At 68.9% G+C, this 16,460-nt stretch carries 16 protein-coding genes and 2 pseudogenes; 10 read left to right on the forward strand and 8 right to left on the reverse strand.

The window, feature by feature from the left end; genetic code table 11:
* The first annotated feature begins 139 nt into the window (after positions 1-139).
* The 3 genes from OG435_RS33900 (at position 140) to OG435_RS33910 (ending at position 2,223) form a co-directional block, all read left to right on the forward strand.
* Positions 140-973 carry a hypothetical protein gene (locus OG435_RS33900; RefSeq protein WP_266882722.1) on the forward strand — a complete coding sequence of 278 codons (834 nt, stop codon included), beginning with the start codon at positions 140-142 and terminating at the stop codon, positions 971-973.
* The gene (locus tag OG435_RS33905) at positions 970-1,107 is read left to right on the forward strand and encodes a hypothetical protein (protein WP_266882724.1); all 138 of its coding nucleotides are present in this window, start codon (positions 970-972) and stop codon (positions 1,105-1,107) included. The genes OG435_RS33900 and OG435_RS33905 overlap by 4 nt, the downstream gene beginning before the upstream one ends.
* A 117-nt stretch (positions 1,108-1,224) precedes the next feature.
* Positions 1,225-2,223 carry an amidase family protein gene (locus OG435_RS33910; protein ID WP_266882726.1) on the forward strand — a complete coding sequence of 333 codons (999 nt, stop codon included), beginning with the start codon at positions 1,225-1,227 and terminating at the stop codon, positions 2,221-2,223.
* A 44-nt stretch (positions 2,224-2,267) separates the two neighbouring features.
* On the opposite strand, the gene OG435_RS33915 is transcribed toward OG435_RS33910, so the two are convergent.
* Both OG435_RS33915 and OG435_RS33920 read right to left on the reverse strand, forming a co-directional pair.
* The gene (locus OG435_RS33915; protein ID WP_266882728.1) at positions 2,268-3,308 is read right to left on the reverse strand and encodes an FUSC family protein; all 1,041 of its coding nucleotides are present in this window, start codon (positions 3,306-3,308) and stop codon (positions 2,268-2,270) included.
* Positions 3,305-3,979, reverse strand: a complete 675-nt coding sequence (locus OG435_RS33920; protein WP_266882730.1) for a hypothetical protein — start codon at positions 3,977-3,979, stop codon at positions 3,305-3,307. The genes OG435_RS33915 and OG435_RS33920 overlap by 4 nt, the downstream gene beginning before the upstream one ends.
* A gap of 562 nt (positions 3,980-4,541) precedes the next feature.
* On the opposite strand from OG435_RS33920, the gene OG435_RS33925 reads away from it, so the two are divergent.
* The 3 genes from OG435_RS33925 to OG435_RS33935 all read left to right on the forward strand — a co-directional run bounded on the left by OG435_RS33925 (position 4,542) and on the right by OG435_RS33935 (position 7,796).
* Positions 4,542-5,753: a Kelch repeat-containing protein gene (locus OG435_RS33925; RefSeq protein ID WP_266882732.1), complete on the forward strand. Its 1,212-nt coding sequence runs from the start codon at positions 4,542-4,544 to the stop codon at positions 5,751-5,753.
* A gap of 670 nt (positions 5,754-6,423) precedes the next feature.
* Positions 6,424-7,068 (forward strand): DUF4360 domain-containing protein, encoded by a 645-nt coding sequence (locus tag OG435_RS33930; protein WP_266882734.1) that lies wholly within the window; start codon positions 6,424-6,426, stop codon positions 7,066-7,068.
* A 65-nt stretch (positions 7,069-7,133) separates the two neighbouring features.
* Entirely contained in the window at positions 7,134-7,796 is a 663-nt protein-coding gene (locus tag OG435_RS33935) for a DUF4360 domain-containing protein (RefSeq protein WP_266882736.1), read from the forward strand.
* A gap of 205 nt (positions 7,797-8,001) precedes the next feature.
* Here the strand turns inward: OG435_RS33935 and OG435_RS33940 are convergent, their stop codons facing one another.
* Complete coding sequence (locus tag OG435_RS33940; RefSeq protein ID WP_266882738.1) at positions 8,002-9,768, reverse strand: putative adhesin; 1,767 nt, start codon at positions 9,766-9,768, stop codon at positions 8,002-8,004.
* Positions 9,769-10,078: 310 nt separating this feature from the next.
* Between OG435_RS33940 and OG435_RS33945 the strand changes: the two genes are divergently transcribed.
* The 4 genes from OG435_RS33945 (at position 10,079) to OG435_RS33960 (ending at position 14,290) form a co-directional block, all read left to right on the forward strand.
* The gene (locus OG435_RS33945) at positions 10,079-11,179 is read left to right on the forward strand and encodes an LLM class flavin-dependent oxidoreductase (protein WP_266882739.1); all 1,101 of its coding nucleotides are present in this window, start codon (positions 10,079-10,081) and stop codon (positions 11,177-11,179) included.
* The gene (locus OG435_RS33950; protein ID WP_266882741.1) at positions 11,176-11,832 is read left to right on the forward strand and encodes an FMN reductase; all 657 of its coding nucleotides are present in this window, start codon (positions 11,176-11,178) and stop codon (positions 11,830-11,832) included. The genes OG435_RS33945 and OG435_RS33950 overlap by 4 nt, the downstream gene beginning before the upstream one ends.
* A gap of 203 nt (positions 11,833-12,035) precedes the next feature.
* A complete protein-coding gene (locus OG435_RS33955; RefSeq protein WP_266882743.1) occupies positions 12,036-12,506 on the forward strand; it encodes a universal stress protein in 471 nt (156 codons plus the stop codon).
* A gap of 332 nt (positions 12,507-12,838) precedes the next feature.
* Complete coding sequence (locus OG435_RS33960) at positions 12,839-14,290, forward strand: hypothetical protein (protein WP_266882745.1); 1,452 nt, start codon at positions 12,839-12,841, stop codon at positions 14,288-14,290.
* A 59-nt stretch (positions 14,291-14,349) separates the two neighbouring features.
* Here the strand turns inward: OG435_RS33960 and OG435_RS50805 are convergent.
* The 5 genes and pseudogenes from OG435_RS50805 to OG435_RS33980 form a co-directional block, all read right to left on the reverse strand.
* A pseudogene (locus tag OG435_RS50805) lies at positions 14,350-14,484 on the reverse strand (IS30 family transposase); the annotation flags it as partial.
* Positions 14,485-14,497: 13 nt separating this feature from the next.
* Positions 14,498-15,478 carry an IS110 family transposase gene (locus tag OG435_RS33965; RefSeq protein WP_266886339.1) on the reverse strand — a complete coding sequence of 327 codons (981 nt, stop codon included), beginning with the start codon at positions 15,476-15,478 and terminating at the stop codon, positions 14,498-14,500.
* Positions 15,452-15,643: pseudogene (locus OG435_RS33970) on the reverse strand (IS30 family transposase); the annotation flags it as partial. The gene OG435_RS33965 and the pseudogene OG435_RS33970, both read right to left, overlap by 27 nt.
* Positions 15,644-15,665: 22 nt before the next feature.
* Positions 15,666-15,851 (reverse strand): helix-turn-helix domain-containing protein, encoded by a 186-nt coding sequence (locus OG435_RS33975; protein ID WP_323188022.1) that lies wholly within the window; start codon positions 15,849-15,851, stop codon positions 15,666-15,668.
* Positions 15,852-16,079: 228 nt separating this feature from the next.
* A complete protein-coding gene (locus OG435_RS33980) occupies positions 16,080-16,301 on the reverse strand; it encodes a hypothetical protein (protein ID WP_266882747.1) in 222 nt (73 codons plus the stop codon).
* Positions 16,302-16,460: the final 159 nt, after the last annotated feature.

The raw sequence follows: 16,460 nt of genomic DNA on the forward strand, positions 1-16,460 counted from the left end.
CCTTGATCACCAAGCTCTGAGGGTGTGGCGTGCACTGGCACGACGCTGCTCCTGGGTGAAGCTGAGCCGGTAGACGGTTTTCAAGCCCAGGGGGCAGCAGTAAGTGTCAGTGACCACGAGAGTCGGGACCGGGGCCAGCATGACGGTGCGGCCGTATGTGCCGCAGGACCGGGAGCGGGTGCTGGAGCTCTTCGAGAGCGACCGGCTGCCCGGCCGGCCTGCGGTGACAGACTCGATGCTCGGGCATGTCCTGGCCGGGTGCTGTCCCGGTGATGCGGCGGCCTCGCTGCTGGAGGAACCGCGCACGGACGTGGCGGTCGACCGCAGCGGCGAGGTCGTGGGGGGCATCGGCTGGGCGGTCCGCGCACAGGGCAGTGACGGGCTGCTGCTATGGCTGCACTGCGTTGAGGATGACCAGATGATCGCCGGGGTTCTGGTCCGGCACATGCTGGAACAGGCCGGACGGCGGACCGTGCACGCGTTCCAGGCCCCCACCGCGATCTCGTTCGCGGGCCTGCCGGTACGCAACCGCCGGGGTACCGCCGTAGCGCTGGAGGCTGCAGGATTCTCCCGCCAGGACGGCTGGAGCTACCTCCACCACCGCCTCGACACGCTGAGGCGCCTGCCGTACGAGGTCATCGACATCACCGAAAGCGCCGACCCGTACGGCTGGTACGTACGACTGCGGGAGAAGGACGGCACCCACGTCGGCCGAGCCGTCGTCAGCCAGCCCGTCGAGGGGACCGCCGTCCTGGAATGGATCACCCTCGCCCCGCAACCGGACGGGACCGGCCACATTCTCCTCCAGCAGTGCCTGGCCCACCTCGCCGACCGAGGCGTCCGCGAACTCACTCTCCTCCTCGACACCCCCGCCGACCACACCGACCACAGCTGGGGACCGGTCAGAGACCTCCACCAGCACGCCGGATTCCACGAAATCGACCAGCTGCACCCCTACATCCGCCGACCATGAACCGCTTCAACTCTCCGCATCCGGGCCTGATGGATGGCGCCGCGCTCGGCACAGCGGATGCCGCGGGCCAGCTTGTGCCATTGCACCCGCCGGGGCCGATCGCCGCGGAGTGGACACTCTGTCAAAACTTCTGACAGCAACACCGGTTTCCTGAGCCGTTCCTACTCGGCCCCCGTACGCCGCGAACGTTCCCCAGCGTCTTCCGTCGGCGATGCGAGACCGGCCCGCCGCGACGGCTGCTCGACGTCATCGTGGCCGACGACCCGCAGACCCGCGGTGACCTCTGGCGCGCACAGCTCTGGGTGCCACTGCCCTCGTCGTCGCAGGTACGCCCCGCCTCCTACCCCGCCCTCGCACCCGTCGACGCCGAGGCCGCGTCCGACTCGCTCTCCGGCAAGCGTGTTGGGGTGCCCCGCATGTACATCAACGCCGACGCGGACGCCGGAACCAACCCGGACGGAGGGATCGGCGGGCAGACCGGGCAGCGCGTCGACACACGCCCATCGGTGATCACCTTGTGGGCAGCCGCCCGCCGCGACCTGGAGGCCGCCGGCGACGAGGTGGTCGAGGTCGACTTCCCGGTCGTGACCAACTACGAGTCCGACCGCCCCGACGCGCCTTCCCTGTTCACCCGCGAGTACCTCGCCTTCGAGATCGAGGACCTGTCCGCCTGGGCCTGGGACGACTTCTTGCGCGGCAACGGCGACCCGGCGCTGCCCTCCCTGGCCGAGGTCGACGCCACCCGCATCTGGCCCAAGCAGGACGGCGAACTGCCCGACCGCTACGAGGGCTTCGACGACACCATCGGGGATTACCCCCGCTTCGTGCGCGAGCGCCCGTACGCCTCCCTCGCCGACATGCCGCACCTCGAACAGGGGCTGCGCGGGCTCGAAGAGACGCGCCGGGCCGACCTCGAGGCATGGATGGACGGACTGGGTCTGGACGCGGTGGTCTTCCCCGCGGTCGCGGACGTGGGCCCCGCCGACATGGACGTCTCCGTGTCCTCCGCCGACCTCGGCTGGCGCAACGGCGTCTGGGTCGCCAACGGCAACCTGGTCCCCCGCCACCTCGGCATCCCGACCGTGACCGTACCCATGGGCGCCATGTCGGACACCGGCATGCCCGTCGGCCTGACCTTCGCGGGCCGCGCCTACGACGACAACGCCGTGCTGGTCCTCGCCACGGCCTTCGAGAAGACCGGCAGCCGACGCACGGAGCCGGTGCGTACGCCGCGACTGTCGGCACAGTGACCCGCTCGTGGCACCGCACTCCCGGAGGGGGCGGGGCCCCGGGTTCATGGCGCGAGGTGTTGCTCGAGGTCGTCGAGGATGCGCTGGAAGGGCCTGCGCAGGACTGCGGCGGCGGGGTGACTGTCGGCGCGGGCGTAGGCGGCGAGGCTTTCACGGGCTGTGGTCCGCGCCTGCTGTGAGTTCGCCCCGTCCAGGGTGGCGGTGATCGCCTCCACGGTGGATGCGGCCAGTCCGGGCAGGTACCGACGGGCGTTGGTGAGGACGGAGGCGAGGTCGTCCCTGCCGGTGAACGCGACGGTCTCTCCGGCCAGGACCGCCAGGTGCGGGGTGAGCCGGTCGGTGGTGATGACGGCGCGGGTCAGGTGTGCGACGGTGTCGCGGTGGCGGCGGCGCAACGGATTGAAGCGCATGGCGCGTTCGGCCTCGCGGGCCCGGACGGCGTGGCCGTGGATCGCTTCGATGTCGCTGGTGACGGCGGCCAGGTTGTCACGGACCGCGCCGGCATCGGTGCCGAGGATCGCCGTGGTGCGGGTGAGGGCCTGGATGAGGCGGGTGCGGGAGTCCACGGTGAGCGTGGCAAGGGTGCGGCGGGGGTCCGGGGGCCACAGCAACGGCGCGAAGAGGATCGTCACGGCGGCTCCTGCTGCGGTCTCCCAAAGGCGGTGCAGGGCGTAGGCGTCCGGGGAGGTGCTGGCGAAGACGAGCAGGGAGGAGGCCGCGACCTGGACGTTCAGGGAACCGCCGGCTCGCAGGACCATTCCGGCAGCCAGCCCCAGGGCCACGACCAGGGCGAGTGCGGCGGTCGAGGGGTGCAGGACATTCAGGACGGCGATTCCGATGCAGACGCCCGCAACGACGCCCAGCACCCGTTGGAGAGAAGTGGTCAGGGCGGTCATGGAGTCGCCGCGCAGGGCCACGAGCGGGACGACCGCGGCATAGACGGGCGGTTGGTCCGCTCCCAGCCACAGCGCGGTCTGCCACGCGGCAACGACCGTGACGACGATCCGTGCCGCTAGAGGTCCCTCGGCGACGAGGATGTCCCGGGCCCGGCCGGTGCGCTTCGTTCGTGCGGCGGGGCTGTTCACCGGTGGGTCCCTGAGCGGCATTCGCTCTTCGTGACCCGGTGGCCGCAAGGGTCGGTGTCCGCCTGGAGCGGGATGCAGCGGGCGGTGATCCGGTGGGCGATCACGGAGGACGGGTGGCGGTTGGAGCCGGCTTCGGCGAGCTCGTTCACCAGCGCCGAGGTGGTGCCGCGGCGCAGTGACAGCCCGGTCTCGGCGATCGCGGTGCCGATGGCGGTCAGCAGGCGGGACCCACGGGTGCCGGAGTCGCCGACCAGAACCAGCGGCCGTCCCTCGCCGACCGAGGTCGGAGGCTCCGGGTCCGCCACGGCCTCGGGGGCGATCTTCGAATTCCTGGCGAAGGGGACGCTGCCGGCGTCCTGCTCGTCGCCCTGATGGGTGACGCTCATGGTCGCGCTCATGGGCCGTGGCCTTTCTGGGTCTGACGGTCGCGGCGGGCCGGGCACCGGGCTCAGCGGCCGGTCCTCCTTGCTCACGTCGGGCAGTGCCCTGCCCGGCTCGATGGCGGCAGAGGGCGCGCGCAGGGAGATCACCCGAGCGCCCGCGCTCTCGGCGATGCGGCCGGACGCAGCGGCACCGGTGTCGTCGAGGCGTTCCGCGTCCCCGCGGTCGGTCTGCTTCTTCGCCTTGCCGACCTCCACGGCGATGAGGCCGGTACTGACCGAGCCGCTCACCAGGCAGGCCGCATCGTCCGCCGCGACACCTTGAAGGGAACCGCCGGCTCCCGGCACGGCAACCCCATCTCACAGCGGGCCTGCCGGACCTCTCGCACACCACCTCGCGCGATCTGTGCGCCATCGGTCTCCCTGGCCTGGACCGTGATCAACAGCCACAGCGTGACGGCCGGAGAGCCCGCAACCGCCGATTACGCCGAAAAGTGGCATGTCATGCACCATCGCACCCCGTGGAGCCCGGTCCCACGGGACATCGGTGGTTCCCGGATCCACCGGGAACGCGGCGCTCTGAGCGCAGGTGGCGAAGTCGCGCGGACCCGAGGTGGAGCAGGCCGCCCGCGCGAACGTCCTGTTCGACGCCCTGGACAACGCCGTGGCCCGGCGCGAGCACGTCGCCGGAGGGATCAGCTGCGTGCGGCCGCAACCGTGCCGCCGGTTCCGGACCGGAACCCGGGCGGCCGTACGCGTTGCTGTATCCGGCCGATCACAACGCGCGACCACGGCGTTCATCCGTGCAAGGTCGGAATGCGTCCGTTCCCGCCCGTGAAGAGAAAGGCCCCCGATGAGGTACCTGCCCCCCACCGACCAGCACGACCCGCCGCAGAACCGGTCCCGCCGCCCGGCCGTCTGGCGCCGCCTGGCCGTCCTGGCCCTGGCCCCCGTCCTGGCCCTGTGCACCGTCAGTTCCGCCGGCGCGCAAGGTGTGTGGGTGACGCTGCCGGTCAAGCCCACGGCTGCAGCGAAGCTGGGTGCGGCCGCGGCGGACTGCCCGAGGGGATTGGAGGGCACGTGCGTCTACGCGGTCGCGGGGAGTGGCGCCGAGGCCAAGCTTGAGGCCTACAGCCCCGCTTCGGGGACCTGGACCACGTTGCCGGACCTGCTGTCGCCGGCGCGAACGAGCGTCGCGTCCACGACCGCGGACTGTCCCGACGAGAAGCCCGGCGACTGCGTGTACGCCATCGGCGGCACCACGGGCGGGGCGAACCGGCTGAACCTCAACGAGGGCTACAGTCCCCGGACGAACGCCTGGCAGTCGCTCCCTGCCATGCCGACCGCCCGGATGAACGCTGGCGCGGCCACGGCCCCGTGCCCGAAGGGGTACGGCCTGCGCGGCACCTGCGTGTTCGTCACCGGTGGCGATGCCGGCACCCCCACCACCACGGTGGAGGCCTACAGCCCCGAAACCGACACCTGGGCCACCCTGCCACCGCTCCAGCACGCGCGCGCCTTCCACGGCAGCGCCGCGGCCGCCTGCCCCAGTGCGCTGGGACTCAAGGGGGTCTGCGTGTACGCGATCGGCGGTGTCGATTCCACCACGACCGCCCTGAAGACCGCCGAGGTATACAGCCCCGCCACCGACAGCTGGCAGTACCTGCCCGACCTGCCGGCGCCCCGCAGGGGAATCGGCGCCGCGGCGGCGCCCTGCCCCGAGGGAGTGAAGGACGGCTGCGTCTACGCCGTCGGCGGCCTGAACGCCGCTGCGGAATCTGTGGCGACGCAGGAGGCGTACAGCCCGGCCAGCAACACCTGGCTCACCCTGCCGTCGATGCCGACTCCCCGCAGCGAACTGGGTGTGGCCGCGGGCCCGTGCTCCAAGAACACCAAGCAGCGCTGCGTGTACGCGGTCGGCGGCTTCCTCACCTCCGACGCGGAACCGACGAACGTCACCGAGGCGTTCGCCATCGAGTACCCGCACAGCCGGCCCAAGCCCTCGTCGAAGCCGAAGCCCGCTCCGACCGATGACAACGCGGACGACGAGTCGGAGGCCAGGTGAGGGTGTCGGTATGACCGGGAGGAAGATCGCTGGGGAAGGCCCCCAGAGAGGCCGTTGATCATCCGACTTTCGGTTCGCACGGTTCAGTGACCGTACCGACGCACGCCAGGGCCGACCCTCGGGGCCGGCCCTGGCGTCGTCCGTCCGGCAACGCCCTGCGCGCAGGTGCCGGCCACGCCGGGTGTGAACTCCGCCCAGACTCACCCCACCGCCGGGTGGATTTCCGCCCAGACTCCCCCACCGCCGGGTGTGATGTCCGCCCGGACTCCTCCACCGTCGACGGAACCGGGTTCCGGCTCCGCCGTCCGCTGTGGGAGGGACCACCGTCGCCAGCCGCACCATTGGCGACGGCCGGGCTCCGCCCGTCCAGGATCTTCCGCCCCCGGTCACCGCCGCTGTGCCCACGCGAGTCCACGCGACCCTTTTCGGTCGTTCGAACGAACAGGACGCTTGAGGATCTACAGGGCCGCCCGCGCCGGGCCCACGCGTTGTCACGTGGCACGACGCCGACGGGGCGGCCCCGCCCGGAGTCCGGAGGCAGCGGTCAGCTTCAGCCGACGTAACGGAGTGCCTGATTCGACTCCTCTTCACAAAACACGCACACACCTGTTGTCATGTGCCCGCCACACACCGGGTCTCCGGTGTGTGCAACCGGAAACGAGGAGACACCATGGCATTACGTAGTGCTCTGTTCGGCGGAACGCTGGCCCTGGCATCGGCTCTCTCCGCATTCCCCGCGCAGGCTCAGCCCGTAGCCAACCCGCCGGGACACATCACCGTCGAGGTTCAGACCGTCAACGGCTCGGGCTGTCGGCAGGGCACCGCGTCCGTGGCCGCTGCCGAGGACAACACCGCCTTCACCGTCACGTACAGCGACTACCTCGCGCAGGCGGGTGGAGGCTCCAGCCCGATCGACTCGCGCAAGAACTGCCAGCTCGGTCTCCAGGTCCACGTGCCCCAGGGCTTCACCTACGCGATCGCCCGGGCCGACTTCCGGGGCTTCGCCTACCTCCAGCCCGGAGCCTCCGCCCTGCAGCGCGCGAGCTATTACTTCCAGGGCATGTCCCAGACCACGCGCAGCACACACCAGTTCAGGGGACCTCTGGTGGACAACTGGCAGTCCAGCGACGAAACCGATTACGCGAGCCTGGTCTGGGCGCCCTGCGGTGAAGAACGCACCCTCAACGTCAATACCGAACTGCGCGTCACCTCCGGCACCGACCCGCAGAACCTGAGCTTCATCGCCATGGACTCGACCGACGGCAGCGTCAGCACCAAGTACCACCTGGAATGGAAGCAGTGCCCGGCTTCCTGACCCCCGCTCCGGTTTCGACCACAGTCCACGGTCCACGCACTCACGTACCCCGGAAAAGGATGAAGATGAAGCGAGCTATGACCGGCGGCGCCGCCGTCGCACTCCTCCTCGCACTGGCCGCGCCCGCTCACAGCAGCACCGCCGACGTGAACGTTCTCCCCTCCCCGCCCGACAAGATCGTCATCGAGCTGGTGACCGTGAACGGGTCCGGCTGTCCGGAGGGCACGACCACGGTCGACATGGCCCCCGACAACACGGCGTTCACCGTCACCTACAGCGACTACCTCGCGCACGTCGGCCCCGACTCCGCCCCCACGGACTTCCGCAAGAACTGCCAGCTCAGCCTCCGAGCTCACGTGCCCGGTGGCTTCACCTACGCCATCGTCCAGGCGGACTACCGCGGTTACGCGTTCCTCCAGCCTGGCGCGAACGCCGTGGAACGCGCCGGGTACTACTTCCAGGGCATGCCGCAGACGTCCCTGCGGTCCCACCAGTTCAACGGTCCCTACGACGACAACTGGCAGGCCACCGATCGGACCGAGTACAGCGACCTGGTGTGGGCACCGTGCGGGGAGAAGAGAAACTTCAACATCAACACCGAGCTCCGGGTGAACGCCGGCACGTCCAACCCGCGGACGCAGACGAGTTTCATGGCCATGGACTCCACGGACGCCAGCGTCAGCACCATCTACCACGTAGCCTGGAAGGAGTGCCCGGAAAGTCCGTGACGGCCACGGAACATTCCCGCGGTGGCTCAGCGGCGGTCTGAGTTCACTCCGCTCTCCCCGGATCCAGCGCGACCACTGACCGGGTGATCAGATCCACGATCGCGACGCACGAGGCTCCTGCGCCCTGGAGCGAGATGTCCGGCATCTCAACTCAGGAGCGCAGGAGCTTCGTTGATCCCCCTACCCGCCGGGCACGAGCGTGCCGCTACCACGGCAGCGGCAGTTCCCGTTCCACCCGCCCGAGGGCCTGCTCGGTGGGCGTGGGCCCCAACAGGTACTCGAGCCCGGCAGCGAGCGCCTCGACCGCGGCGATTGCCATGGTGCCCTCCGCGGCGCACCGGAGGGACGCGCAGAAGCCCGCGAGCTCGATGCCGGCCTCACTGCCCGGCTGGTAGTAGAAGTAGCTCTCGACTGCAGACGCGAACGCCTTGAGGCAGCCAAGACCTGCGTCCATGACACCGGTCGGCAGGTTGCAGGGCCCCGCGGCCTGTACGCCGAGGATCAGCCCCCTGAAAGCTTCGGTGGCGTATACCTTCCGGTCGCGCCGGTCGCACAGCTCGCCGTACGCCTGCTCTACGTCGCGGATCAGCACCCTGAAGGTTTCGGTGGCGTACACCGCCCGGTCGCGCCGGTCGCACAGCTCGCTGTACGCCTGCTGCCACGTGGGGCGCTTGAAGAGGTTCTCCTGCTCCCAGGGCTCCAGATCCTGCAGACGGGCCCACACGAGGCGTATCTGCTCGGCGCGCTCCGCCCGGTCGAGCGAGAGGAGGTCGACTCGCGGCTCGGTCCGGTTGAGGATGTGAGTCGCGGCTTCCTTGCTGTCGAGCGGCACCACGTCCAGGTCGTAGCGCGTGCCGTGGGCGGTGCTCGCCATCTGGAGGTAGGCCAGGACCGGGTTCGTCTTCCGTAGGTCGAGGAGCGACTGCACGTACGCGGCCATCTCGTTGTGGTAGTCGGATTGCTCCTGGGTGTACTCCTGGCGGGGATCGGACTCCTTCGGGGTCGTCATGCCCTTCTCCCGGCAAGTCCAGAAGTTGATCACACCGCCCTGGGTGATGACGTCCTTCAGGGGGCCCTTGCGGCCCAGCAGGCCCTGGCAGTCGGGGTGGTGGTGACCATCGACCGCGTCGTAGAAGTAGCACTTGAGTGTGCCGTCCATCGAGTCGCCGCAGAGGTAGATGTCGCCGTCACCACTCCCTACTTCGTAGTGGTTCTTCAGGTAGCGGGTGGCGTGAGCCGATTCCTTGGCCTCCCCGGGCTTGAGCGGGGAGACGAGGAGGTTCTCCACCGTCTCGCCCGGGCTCTTCGTGTCGACCGGCGCGCTGTCCGTGATGATCGCCCGAGCCTTTTCGATCTTGTTGAGCACCCGGTCCCGGTGGGTCCAGAAGTGAATCGTGACGCCCTTGGGGACGGTGACGTCGTCGTCTACCTCGCTGTAAGTCCCGTGTCCCAGGACGTTCTTGTCCGCCTCCTTCGGCGTACTCACCGCCGGCTTCCGGGGGCCGGGGCCCGCGTGCGCCACGTCCTCGGCCCGGGTGTGGTGGTGGTGCCCCACCCCGGTCCTGAAGGCGAGGCATTTGTCGCCCAGGCACCGCACCTTCGTGTCCTCGGCACACTTGCCCCAGCACCAATGTCTGAGGGAGGGATCCAGGACCGACTCGTCGATCTTGTTCGCTGCCCCGGCCATCACCGCCGCAAGGAACTCCCCGCTGCTCCCCGGCGTCCGCTCGGCGAGGAATCCGAGATGCTGCACGGCAGCGGATTCCGCAGGGACGGTGAAGATGTTCTTGCGCAGTGCTTCGGACACCCAGTCCAGGAGAGCGGTTTCCTCCTGCTTGGCGAGGGCGCGCTGCAGCTCAGAGTCCCTCGCCCACAGCTGCAGCCAAAAGTCTCCCTTGGGGCGGATCAGTTTCAGCCTGTCAGTCGCGAGGTCGTACATCGTGGCGTACCGGTATGTGGGGGCGAACGGCATGGTTGGTCTCCTGGAGTGTCTTCGTGAACGCGGGTGACGTCGCGGCGAGCCCGACCGTGCGCGCTCTCCGCCGAACCTACGGCGCCCGCAGCCGGAGCCGGCAGGGCGCTCGGGCAGCACGTCGGGCAGCCGTCCAACGGCACTAGAACTCGCGACCGGCCCAAGTGGGGATCCCGGACGACTGCCCTTCCAGGACACTTGCCCTGATCACCGGTTGCGGAGGGCAGTTCTCCCCCGTGGCCGGCTTCCTTGGGGACCGGGCCGGCAGGGCCGGCCCAAGGTCGTGTCCGGAAATTGTGGAAGGAAAGCCATGCAGTTCGGGATCTTCACCGTCGGTGACGTCACCGCCGATCCGACGACAGGGCGGACGCCCAGCGAGCATGAGCGGATCAAGGCGATCCTCAGGATCGCGCAGAAGGCCGAGGAGGTCGGCCTCGATGTCTTTGCCACCGGGGAGCACCACAATCCGCCGTTCGTCCCGTCCTCGCCGACCACGATGCTCGGATACATCGCCGCCCGCACCGACAACCTGATCCTGTCCACCTCGACGACCCTGATCACCACGAACGACCCGGTGAAGATCGCCGAGGACTTCGCGATGCTCCAGCACATCGCGGACGGGCGCGTCGACGTGATATTGGGCCGCGGGAACACCGGGCCGGTCTACCCGTGGTTCGGCAAGGACATCCGTGACGGAATCGACCTCGCGATCGAGAACTACGCGCTGCTGCGCCGCCTGTGGGACGAGGACGTCGTCACCTGGAAGGGCAAGTTCCGGACCCCGCTGCAGTCCTTCACCTCGACCCCTCGGCCGTTGGACGGGGTCGCACCGTTCGTGTGGCACGGCTCGATCCGCTCGCCGGAGATCGCCGAGCAGGCCGCCTACTACGGCGACGGGTTCTTCCACAACAACATCTTCTGGCCCGCCTCCCACACCAAGCAGATGGTCGACCTGTACCGGCAGCGCTACGCCCACTACGGACACGGCGCCGCCGAGCACGCCATCGTCGGTCTCGGCGGCCAGGTCTTCATGCGCAAGAACTCCCAGGACGCGGTGCGCGAGTTCCGCCCGTACTTCGACAACGCTCCGGTGTACGGACACGGCCCGTCGCTCGAGGAGTTCACCTCCCAGACGCCGCTGACCGTCGGCTCGCCGCAACAGGTCATCGACCGCACCATGTCCTTCCGCGACTACGTCGGCGACTACCAGCGCCAGCTGTTCCTCATGGACCACGCGGGCCTGCCCCTGAAAACCGTCCTGGAGCAGCTCGACATCCTCGGCGAGGAGGTGGTGCCCGTACTGCGCAAGGAGTTCGCGAACCTGCGGCCGGCCGGCGTACCGGACGCGCCCACCCATACGTCCCGCGTCGCTTCCGCCCGGCAGGCCCCGAAGGACGGGGCCCGGTCATGAAGCTCCTCGTCGTATCGGCCGGCCTGAGCTCCCCCTCCTCGACCCGGCTGCTCGCCGACCGTCTCACCGCCGCCACCGTCGAGCATGTGGACGCGGAGCCCGAGGTGATCGAACTGCGGGACCTGGCAACGGAGATCGCGCAGCATCTCGTCACCGGGTTCCCGGCCGCCCGGCTGGCCGCCGCGCTCGACGCAGCGGCCGCCGCCGACGGCCTCATCGCCGTCACACCGGTGTTCGCAGCCTCGTACAGCGGGCTGTTCAAATCCTTCTTCGACGTGATCGACAAGGACGCCCTCACCGGAAAGCCGGTGCTCCTCGGCGCCACCGGCGGGACTCCCCGGCATTCCCTGGTCACCGAGCACGCCATGCGTCCGCTCTTCACCTACCTCCGCGCACTCGTCGTACCGACCGCCGTGTACGCCGCTTCGGAGGATTGGGGCGAGGAAGGGCTGGCCCACCGGATCGCCCGCGCCGGCACGGAATTGGCACGCTTCATGACACCCACGCCCCAGGACTCCGCCCCGGACGTCGACACCACCGCTGCCATTGCACCCCGTTCACTGACGGGGGCGATCACGTCGGTGGAACCGGTGCACGGCTTCGCTGTGGTGCCCTTCGCACAACGGCTGGCCGCACTGCGGGGCGATCTCTGAGGCGTGCCGTGCGGCACGGCCCGGGGCTCCGTCAGGGGTGTCACGGGGCGCCGCCGTCTCGGGCGCCGGGTCGTTGACCTCGACGCGTGAATCGCTACGGACCTCCTCCGCCGCCGCAGGGGCCGACCGGGGGAGGTCCCTAGCGGGTCACGCGTCCTACCGTTCTCACGAAGGCCGACCTCTAGCAGAAGGACGTGGTCTCCGTGATCCATCATGCCTACGGGCGAGTCATCGTGGGCGTCAGCGGCTCCACGGGCAGCATCACAGCCCTCCATCGGGCCGTGAGCGAGGCCCGGCGTCTCGATGCCGAGGTGCTGGCCGTGCTGGCCACCACCCCGGATATCCATACCGCCGACCACATCGCGACCGAGCGGACCATGGCGGAACGCATGCTGACCTCCGTGCTCGAATCCGCGTTCGGAGCGGGCGGGCGCCCTCCCGGGGTGCGTTTCTCTGCCCTCGCCGCCCTGGGCGGCGCCGGGCCGGTACTCACCCGGATCGCCGACCGAGACGATGATCTCCTCATCGTCGGAGCGCCACGGCGACGGATTCTCCCCGGGTTTTCCACGGCGCGGTACTGCACCACCCACGCGACGTGTCCGGTGCTCGTCGTCCCCCTCCCGGTCCTGCGGAAGCAGCTGGGCACCGCTCCCTTGCACACCTCGGAATTCTGACCGGACCCGGCGCGGTCACCGCAGGCCGGGACGCGGGGGTGGTGTCGGGCGCACTGCTTCCCTCCCGCCCGGTGATCACCCCGTCCGAGTCGGCTTCCGCCGGGCGCCGGTTCCCCCGGGGCGGCCCTCCGATCGGTGGAGGGGCACTCCTGCCGTGCTCCCTACGGTGATACTCCGATCGCTCGTGCTCCGTGAGCCACCGTGCCGCTGGATGCGTTGCTTTCGTCCTGTCCTTGGCCTCAGGCCACTGGAGAGCATGGGCTGCACGCTCCGCCACAGCCGGTCCGCCTCATGCCCGAGCCGACATCTTCACACCACGGAGACCATCACCCATGTCCCGCCTCTACGTCTTGGCCCACGGCAAGCACGCACCCAAAATCAACATCGAAACCGCTCAGCCCATCCCCGTGAAAATCCCCGCAGGCATGAGACTGCATCTCGCCTCGGAGCCCGGGCAGACCATCTCGCCCGAGACGGCGTTCACGTATGTGAAGGATAAGGGCCTCCCCGGGAAGGCCCGCACGGACACGTCCCCGCGTCTGTACTTGACACCCCTCCTGGGCAGCCTCAGAGAACAGGCTCAGCGCCAGGTCGGCGATCGTCACAACGTGGAGATTCTGTCGGAGGGGACGTCCCTCAAGCAATTCATGAGGGACAGGGCCAAGCAGGGGTTCACCGAACTGTGCATCCTGTCCTGCGCCGCGACCGGCAGTAACACTGACCGGAAGACACGGGATCCCAAGGTGGAGAAGCAGAGGAAGGAGGTGGGCAGGATCACCCAGATCGCCAAATTCGACTCGCTCGACGATGCCTACGCTGCTTGGCAGAGGTCCAACGACAAGGACGATCTCCTCGTCTGGCCGGCGATCGCCATCATCCGGGCGGCGCACAAGGTCCGCCTGCTCCCGGAAGGACGATCGGCGGCCGAACTGTGGACGCTCGCCGATCTGATCTGGTACTCCGAACAGGCGGCGGCCATGGTAACCGGGCGGGCTGAGGCCGACGATGGCCTGGCCCCCTTCATAAAGACGCTCAAGGAGAGGCTCGACGATGCAATCGAGAGCTACCACTGGCCCAGCGGCCAGAAGGACTTCTGGCTGGCACAGGAGCAACGCAATGGACGCATCAGTGTCGGCCTGACCACCTATCTCATGCGCGACTACAACGGATCGTCGGGGGAGGTAATCAGGAGCGCGCTCAAAAAAAAGATCTACCTCAAAGAGGCACGAGATGAACTCGCCAGGCAGAGGGACCATCTCAAGCGCAAGGACTTCGACGACAAGGTCACCGAGCAGATTCGGCAGAACAAAGCGAGGAGGCAGCAGGCCGGCGATGCGGTGAAGCTCGGTGGGGCCCCCCTGCGTGAGAGCATCATCGTGGGCTCGGAGAACCCGGTGCCCCTCGCCACGGTACTGACGTGGTTCGCAAGCCAGAGCTCCGTGGTGCTGTACCCCTACCCCCCTGGCCAGGGCGAGGTAATCCAGGCAACGGTTGAGCCCGGGCATTGGCAGGACGTGCTGTGCAACGCCGTGGCACTGCATGACCGGCCTACTCATCTGGACAGCTATAACAGTGTGTACGAGGCCACGCTCACGTTCAAGGACGTCCGCGGCGATACCCAGAGCTCCTCCCGTTGCTGGATAGGGGCCACGGACTCTGTCCAGCACACCGAGCAGGTGGAGGGGTACCACTGGCTCCACAGCATCTTCATCGCCCCCGTATTGAGCGACGCTGTCGCCCCTGTTGAGCGACATGAAGATGAGCATGGTGACGGGGCGGGATGAGACGGCCCCCGGCGGCCGTTGGAGAACTCCAGCGATCGTCGCACCACGTGATCGTTGTGTCAGCTGGCGAGCAGTCTATTCAGGCGGTCAGCTGGGGTTTCCCAGTCGAGCGTTTTGCGTGGTCCGGAGTTGAGTTCGGCCGCGACGGTTTCGAGGGCGTCGCGGTTGTGGAGGGCCAGGTCGGTGCCCTTGGGTGCCTCTGTGTTGTCAAGCCAGTCGGGCTGGGGGCATAGGCTCGGTTTTGGCGGGTCCGGGAAGTGACTCGTCCGAAGAGCCGGCCGTCGGGGTTTGAGCCAGCCGCGCTGGATTTTGTAGCCGCCCCTGCTGTCCTCCCGGGCCCTTCGTTCGGGTGCGTCGGCGCTCGTCAGCGATCATGGTGCGCCAGACGTGATCGGCCAGACGGCGTTTGAGTGGGTTTCCGGTGCGGCCGAGGAGGCGGGCGGCGGTGACGGCCCCGATGCCAGGAGTGTCGGTGAGCCGGCTTTCGGACTCGGCGACCAGCGAAGCCCTGGCTTTGGCGTTGTCCTTCAGCTTCACGTCCCAAGCACGGATCTCGGCGATCAGGTCAGCGGCGAGGTCGTGTCGGGTGAATTCGGCCGGGCCGCAGGGAACGGCCGACTCCAGCAGCAGCTCGGCTTTGGCCGCAGACAGATCACGCGGTGCCCCTCCGGGCAGGAGCGCCCGAAGCAGCGCGTGAGGCTGGTTCACCGCGCGGACTCTGGCCTGAGCGAGGTTGTTGCGTCGTTCGTCCAGCAGCCCCAGGGCATCCGTCGAGTTCTCGGGCTGCACCGGCCTTGCGTCACCTTGCAGGGCAGCGACGCATGCCGCTGCCGCGGCGTCGATGCGGTCGTTCTTCCGACCTCCGCCGCGTGAGAGCTGGCGAACCCGCGCGGTCGCGCTGGGCGCGACGTCAACGACCTCTTCTCCCCGCGCGATCAGCCATGAAGTCAGGTGGCGACCCAGGCCCCTGGCGTTCTCGACGGCCCATCGCCGCTGCGGCCACTGGCGGGCCACCCCGATCACGACACCGCTATCCCCCATACAATTCGGGAAGCACTGGCGGAGCAGGCCGTTGTTGTTCGCGTTGAACCGCGCTGCCAGGGGCTGGCCGGGTTGCGGAAGTAGACCGGCATGTTCGAGGACATCGCGAACTCGTGGTGCCGCTGAGCGGCCTTCGCGGCCGATGATGAAGTCGCCTGCCCAGTGGCCGGGGACCGCGCGGTCGGCTACTTCCGCGGGTCGGTCGCTGATCATGACCATGGGGTGGGTGTAGCGGCCGGTCCGCAGGGCACGGGCGAGCTCGCGGCGTAGTTCGCCGCGGCCCTGGAGGTAGAGGGCCTGGTAGATCGTCTCTGGCGCTGTCCGATCTGCTCGGCTACGGGCGAGGCCGGCGGCCCTCGGCACGGGCTTGGGATGCGTAGGGCCGGTAGAACCACTTCTTGCCGGTGCCCAGCGTGCGGTTGCGGCGTATCTCGCGACTGATCGTGGACGGGCTGCGGCCCAGCTCGGCGGCTATGACGGGGACCGTCGCCTTCTCCCGTAGGCGGTCGGCGATGTGGATGCGTTCACCTCGCGCAGGTACCGGGACGGCGACCTGTCCGTTCGCTGATGCCGATGATCGTGCATGCTTCTCGGTTGCTCATCCCTTGGCCCATGAGCAGCAAGCACTGCTCCCGATCCTTCCGGAGCTTCTTGTGCCCGCCGACACCCCGGGACTCTCGAATCTTGGAGCCCATGGCGGTCGAGCAGATGCGACTCGTCGATCACGACGGCCGACGTCCTTCCCCGTTCATACCTCGGCGGCCAGCGCGGCGGACTCCCGCGTCACGAGAGCGGCCAGGTGGAACGTGGGGGTCCCGCCCAGCCTGGTGACGATCCGGTCATAGCCGCGCATGCCGACGTCGGGGTTGGGCTGGTAGATCACCGTGAACCGGGCCGAGTCGAGAGAGGCGACGGCGCCGTGAGGGCGACCGTTCTGCCGGATCCGAGCTCGCCGGTGACCACGCCGCATGGGCGGGTCCAGGTTGCGGCCGAAGGGGGCACGGGCGGTGAAAAGCCTGTGCAGCTCAGCAAGATGCTCACTACGGCCGTCCGGGCTTGGAATGCGTGAGCCGGACGGCCGGAGACGCGCACGCCGCAGCGGCCAGGTGCCCACGAAAGCCGACCCGTC

The sequence above is a fragment of the Streptomyces sp. NBC_01264 genome, from assembly GCF_026340675.1.
Taxonomy (GTDB): domain Bacteria; phylum Actinomycetota; class Actinomycetes; order Streptomycetales; family Streptomycetaceae; genus Streptomyces.

Coding starts and splice junctions, on each gene's coding strand:
- OG435_RS33960 (WP_266882745.1), top strand. CDS start 12,839: ATGTCCCGCCTCTACGTCTTGGCCCACGGCAAGCACGCACCCAAAATC.
- OG435_RS33925 (WP_266882732.1), top strand. CDS start 4,542: ATGAGGTACCTGCCCCCCACCGACCAGCACGACCCGCCGCAGAACCGG.
- OG435_RS33945 (WP_266882739.1), top strand. CDS start 10,079: ATGCAGTTCGGGATCTTCACCGTCGGTGACGTCACCGCCGATCCGACG.
- OG435_RS33980 (WP_266882747.1), bottom strand. CDS start 16,301: ATGCGGCGTGGTCACCGGCGAGCTCGGATCCGGCAGAACGGTCGCCCT.
- OG435_RS33905 (WP_266882724.1), top strand. CDS start 970: ATGAACCGCTTCAACTCTCCGCATCCGGGCCTGATGGATGGCGCCGCG.
- OG435_RS33900 (WP_266882722.1), top strand. CDS start 140: ATGACGGTGCGGCCGTATGTGCCGCAGGACCGGGAGCGGGTGCTGGAG.
- OG435_RS33950 (WP_266882741.1), top strand. CDS start 11,176: ATGAAGCTCCTCGTCGTATCGGCCGGCCTGAGCTCCCCCTCCTCGACC.
- OG435_RS33930 (WP_266882734.1), top strand. CDS start 6,424: ATGGCATTACGTAGTGCTCTGTTCGGCGGAACGCTGGCCCTGGCATCG.
- OG435_RS33935 (WP_266882736.1), top strand. CDS start 7,134: ATGAAGCGAGCTATGACCGGCGGCGCCGCCGTCGCACTCCTCCTCGCA.
- OG435_RS33940 (WP_266882738.1), bottom strand. CDS start 9,768: ATGCCGTTCGCCCCCACATACCGGTACGCCACGATGTACGACCTCGCG.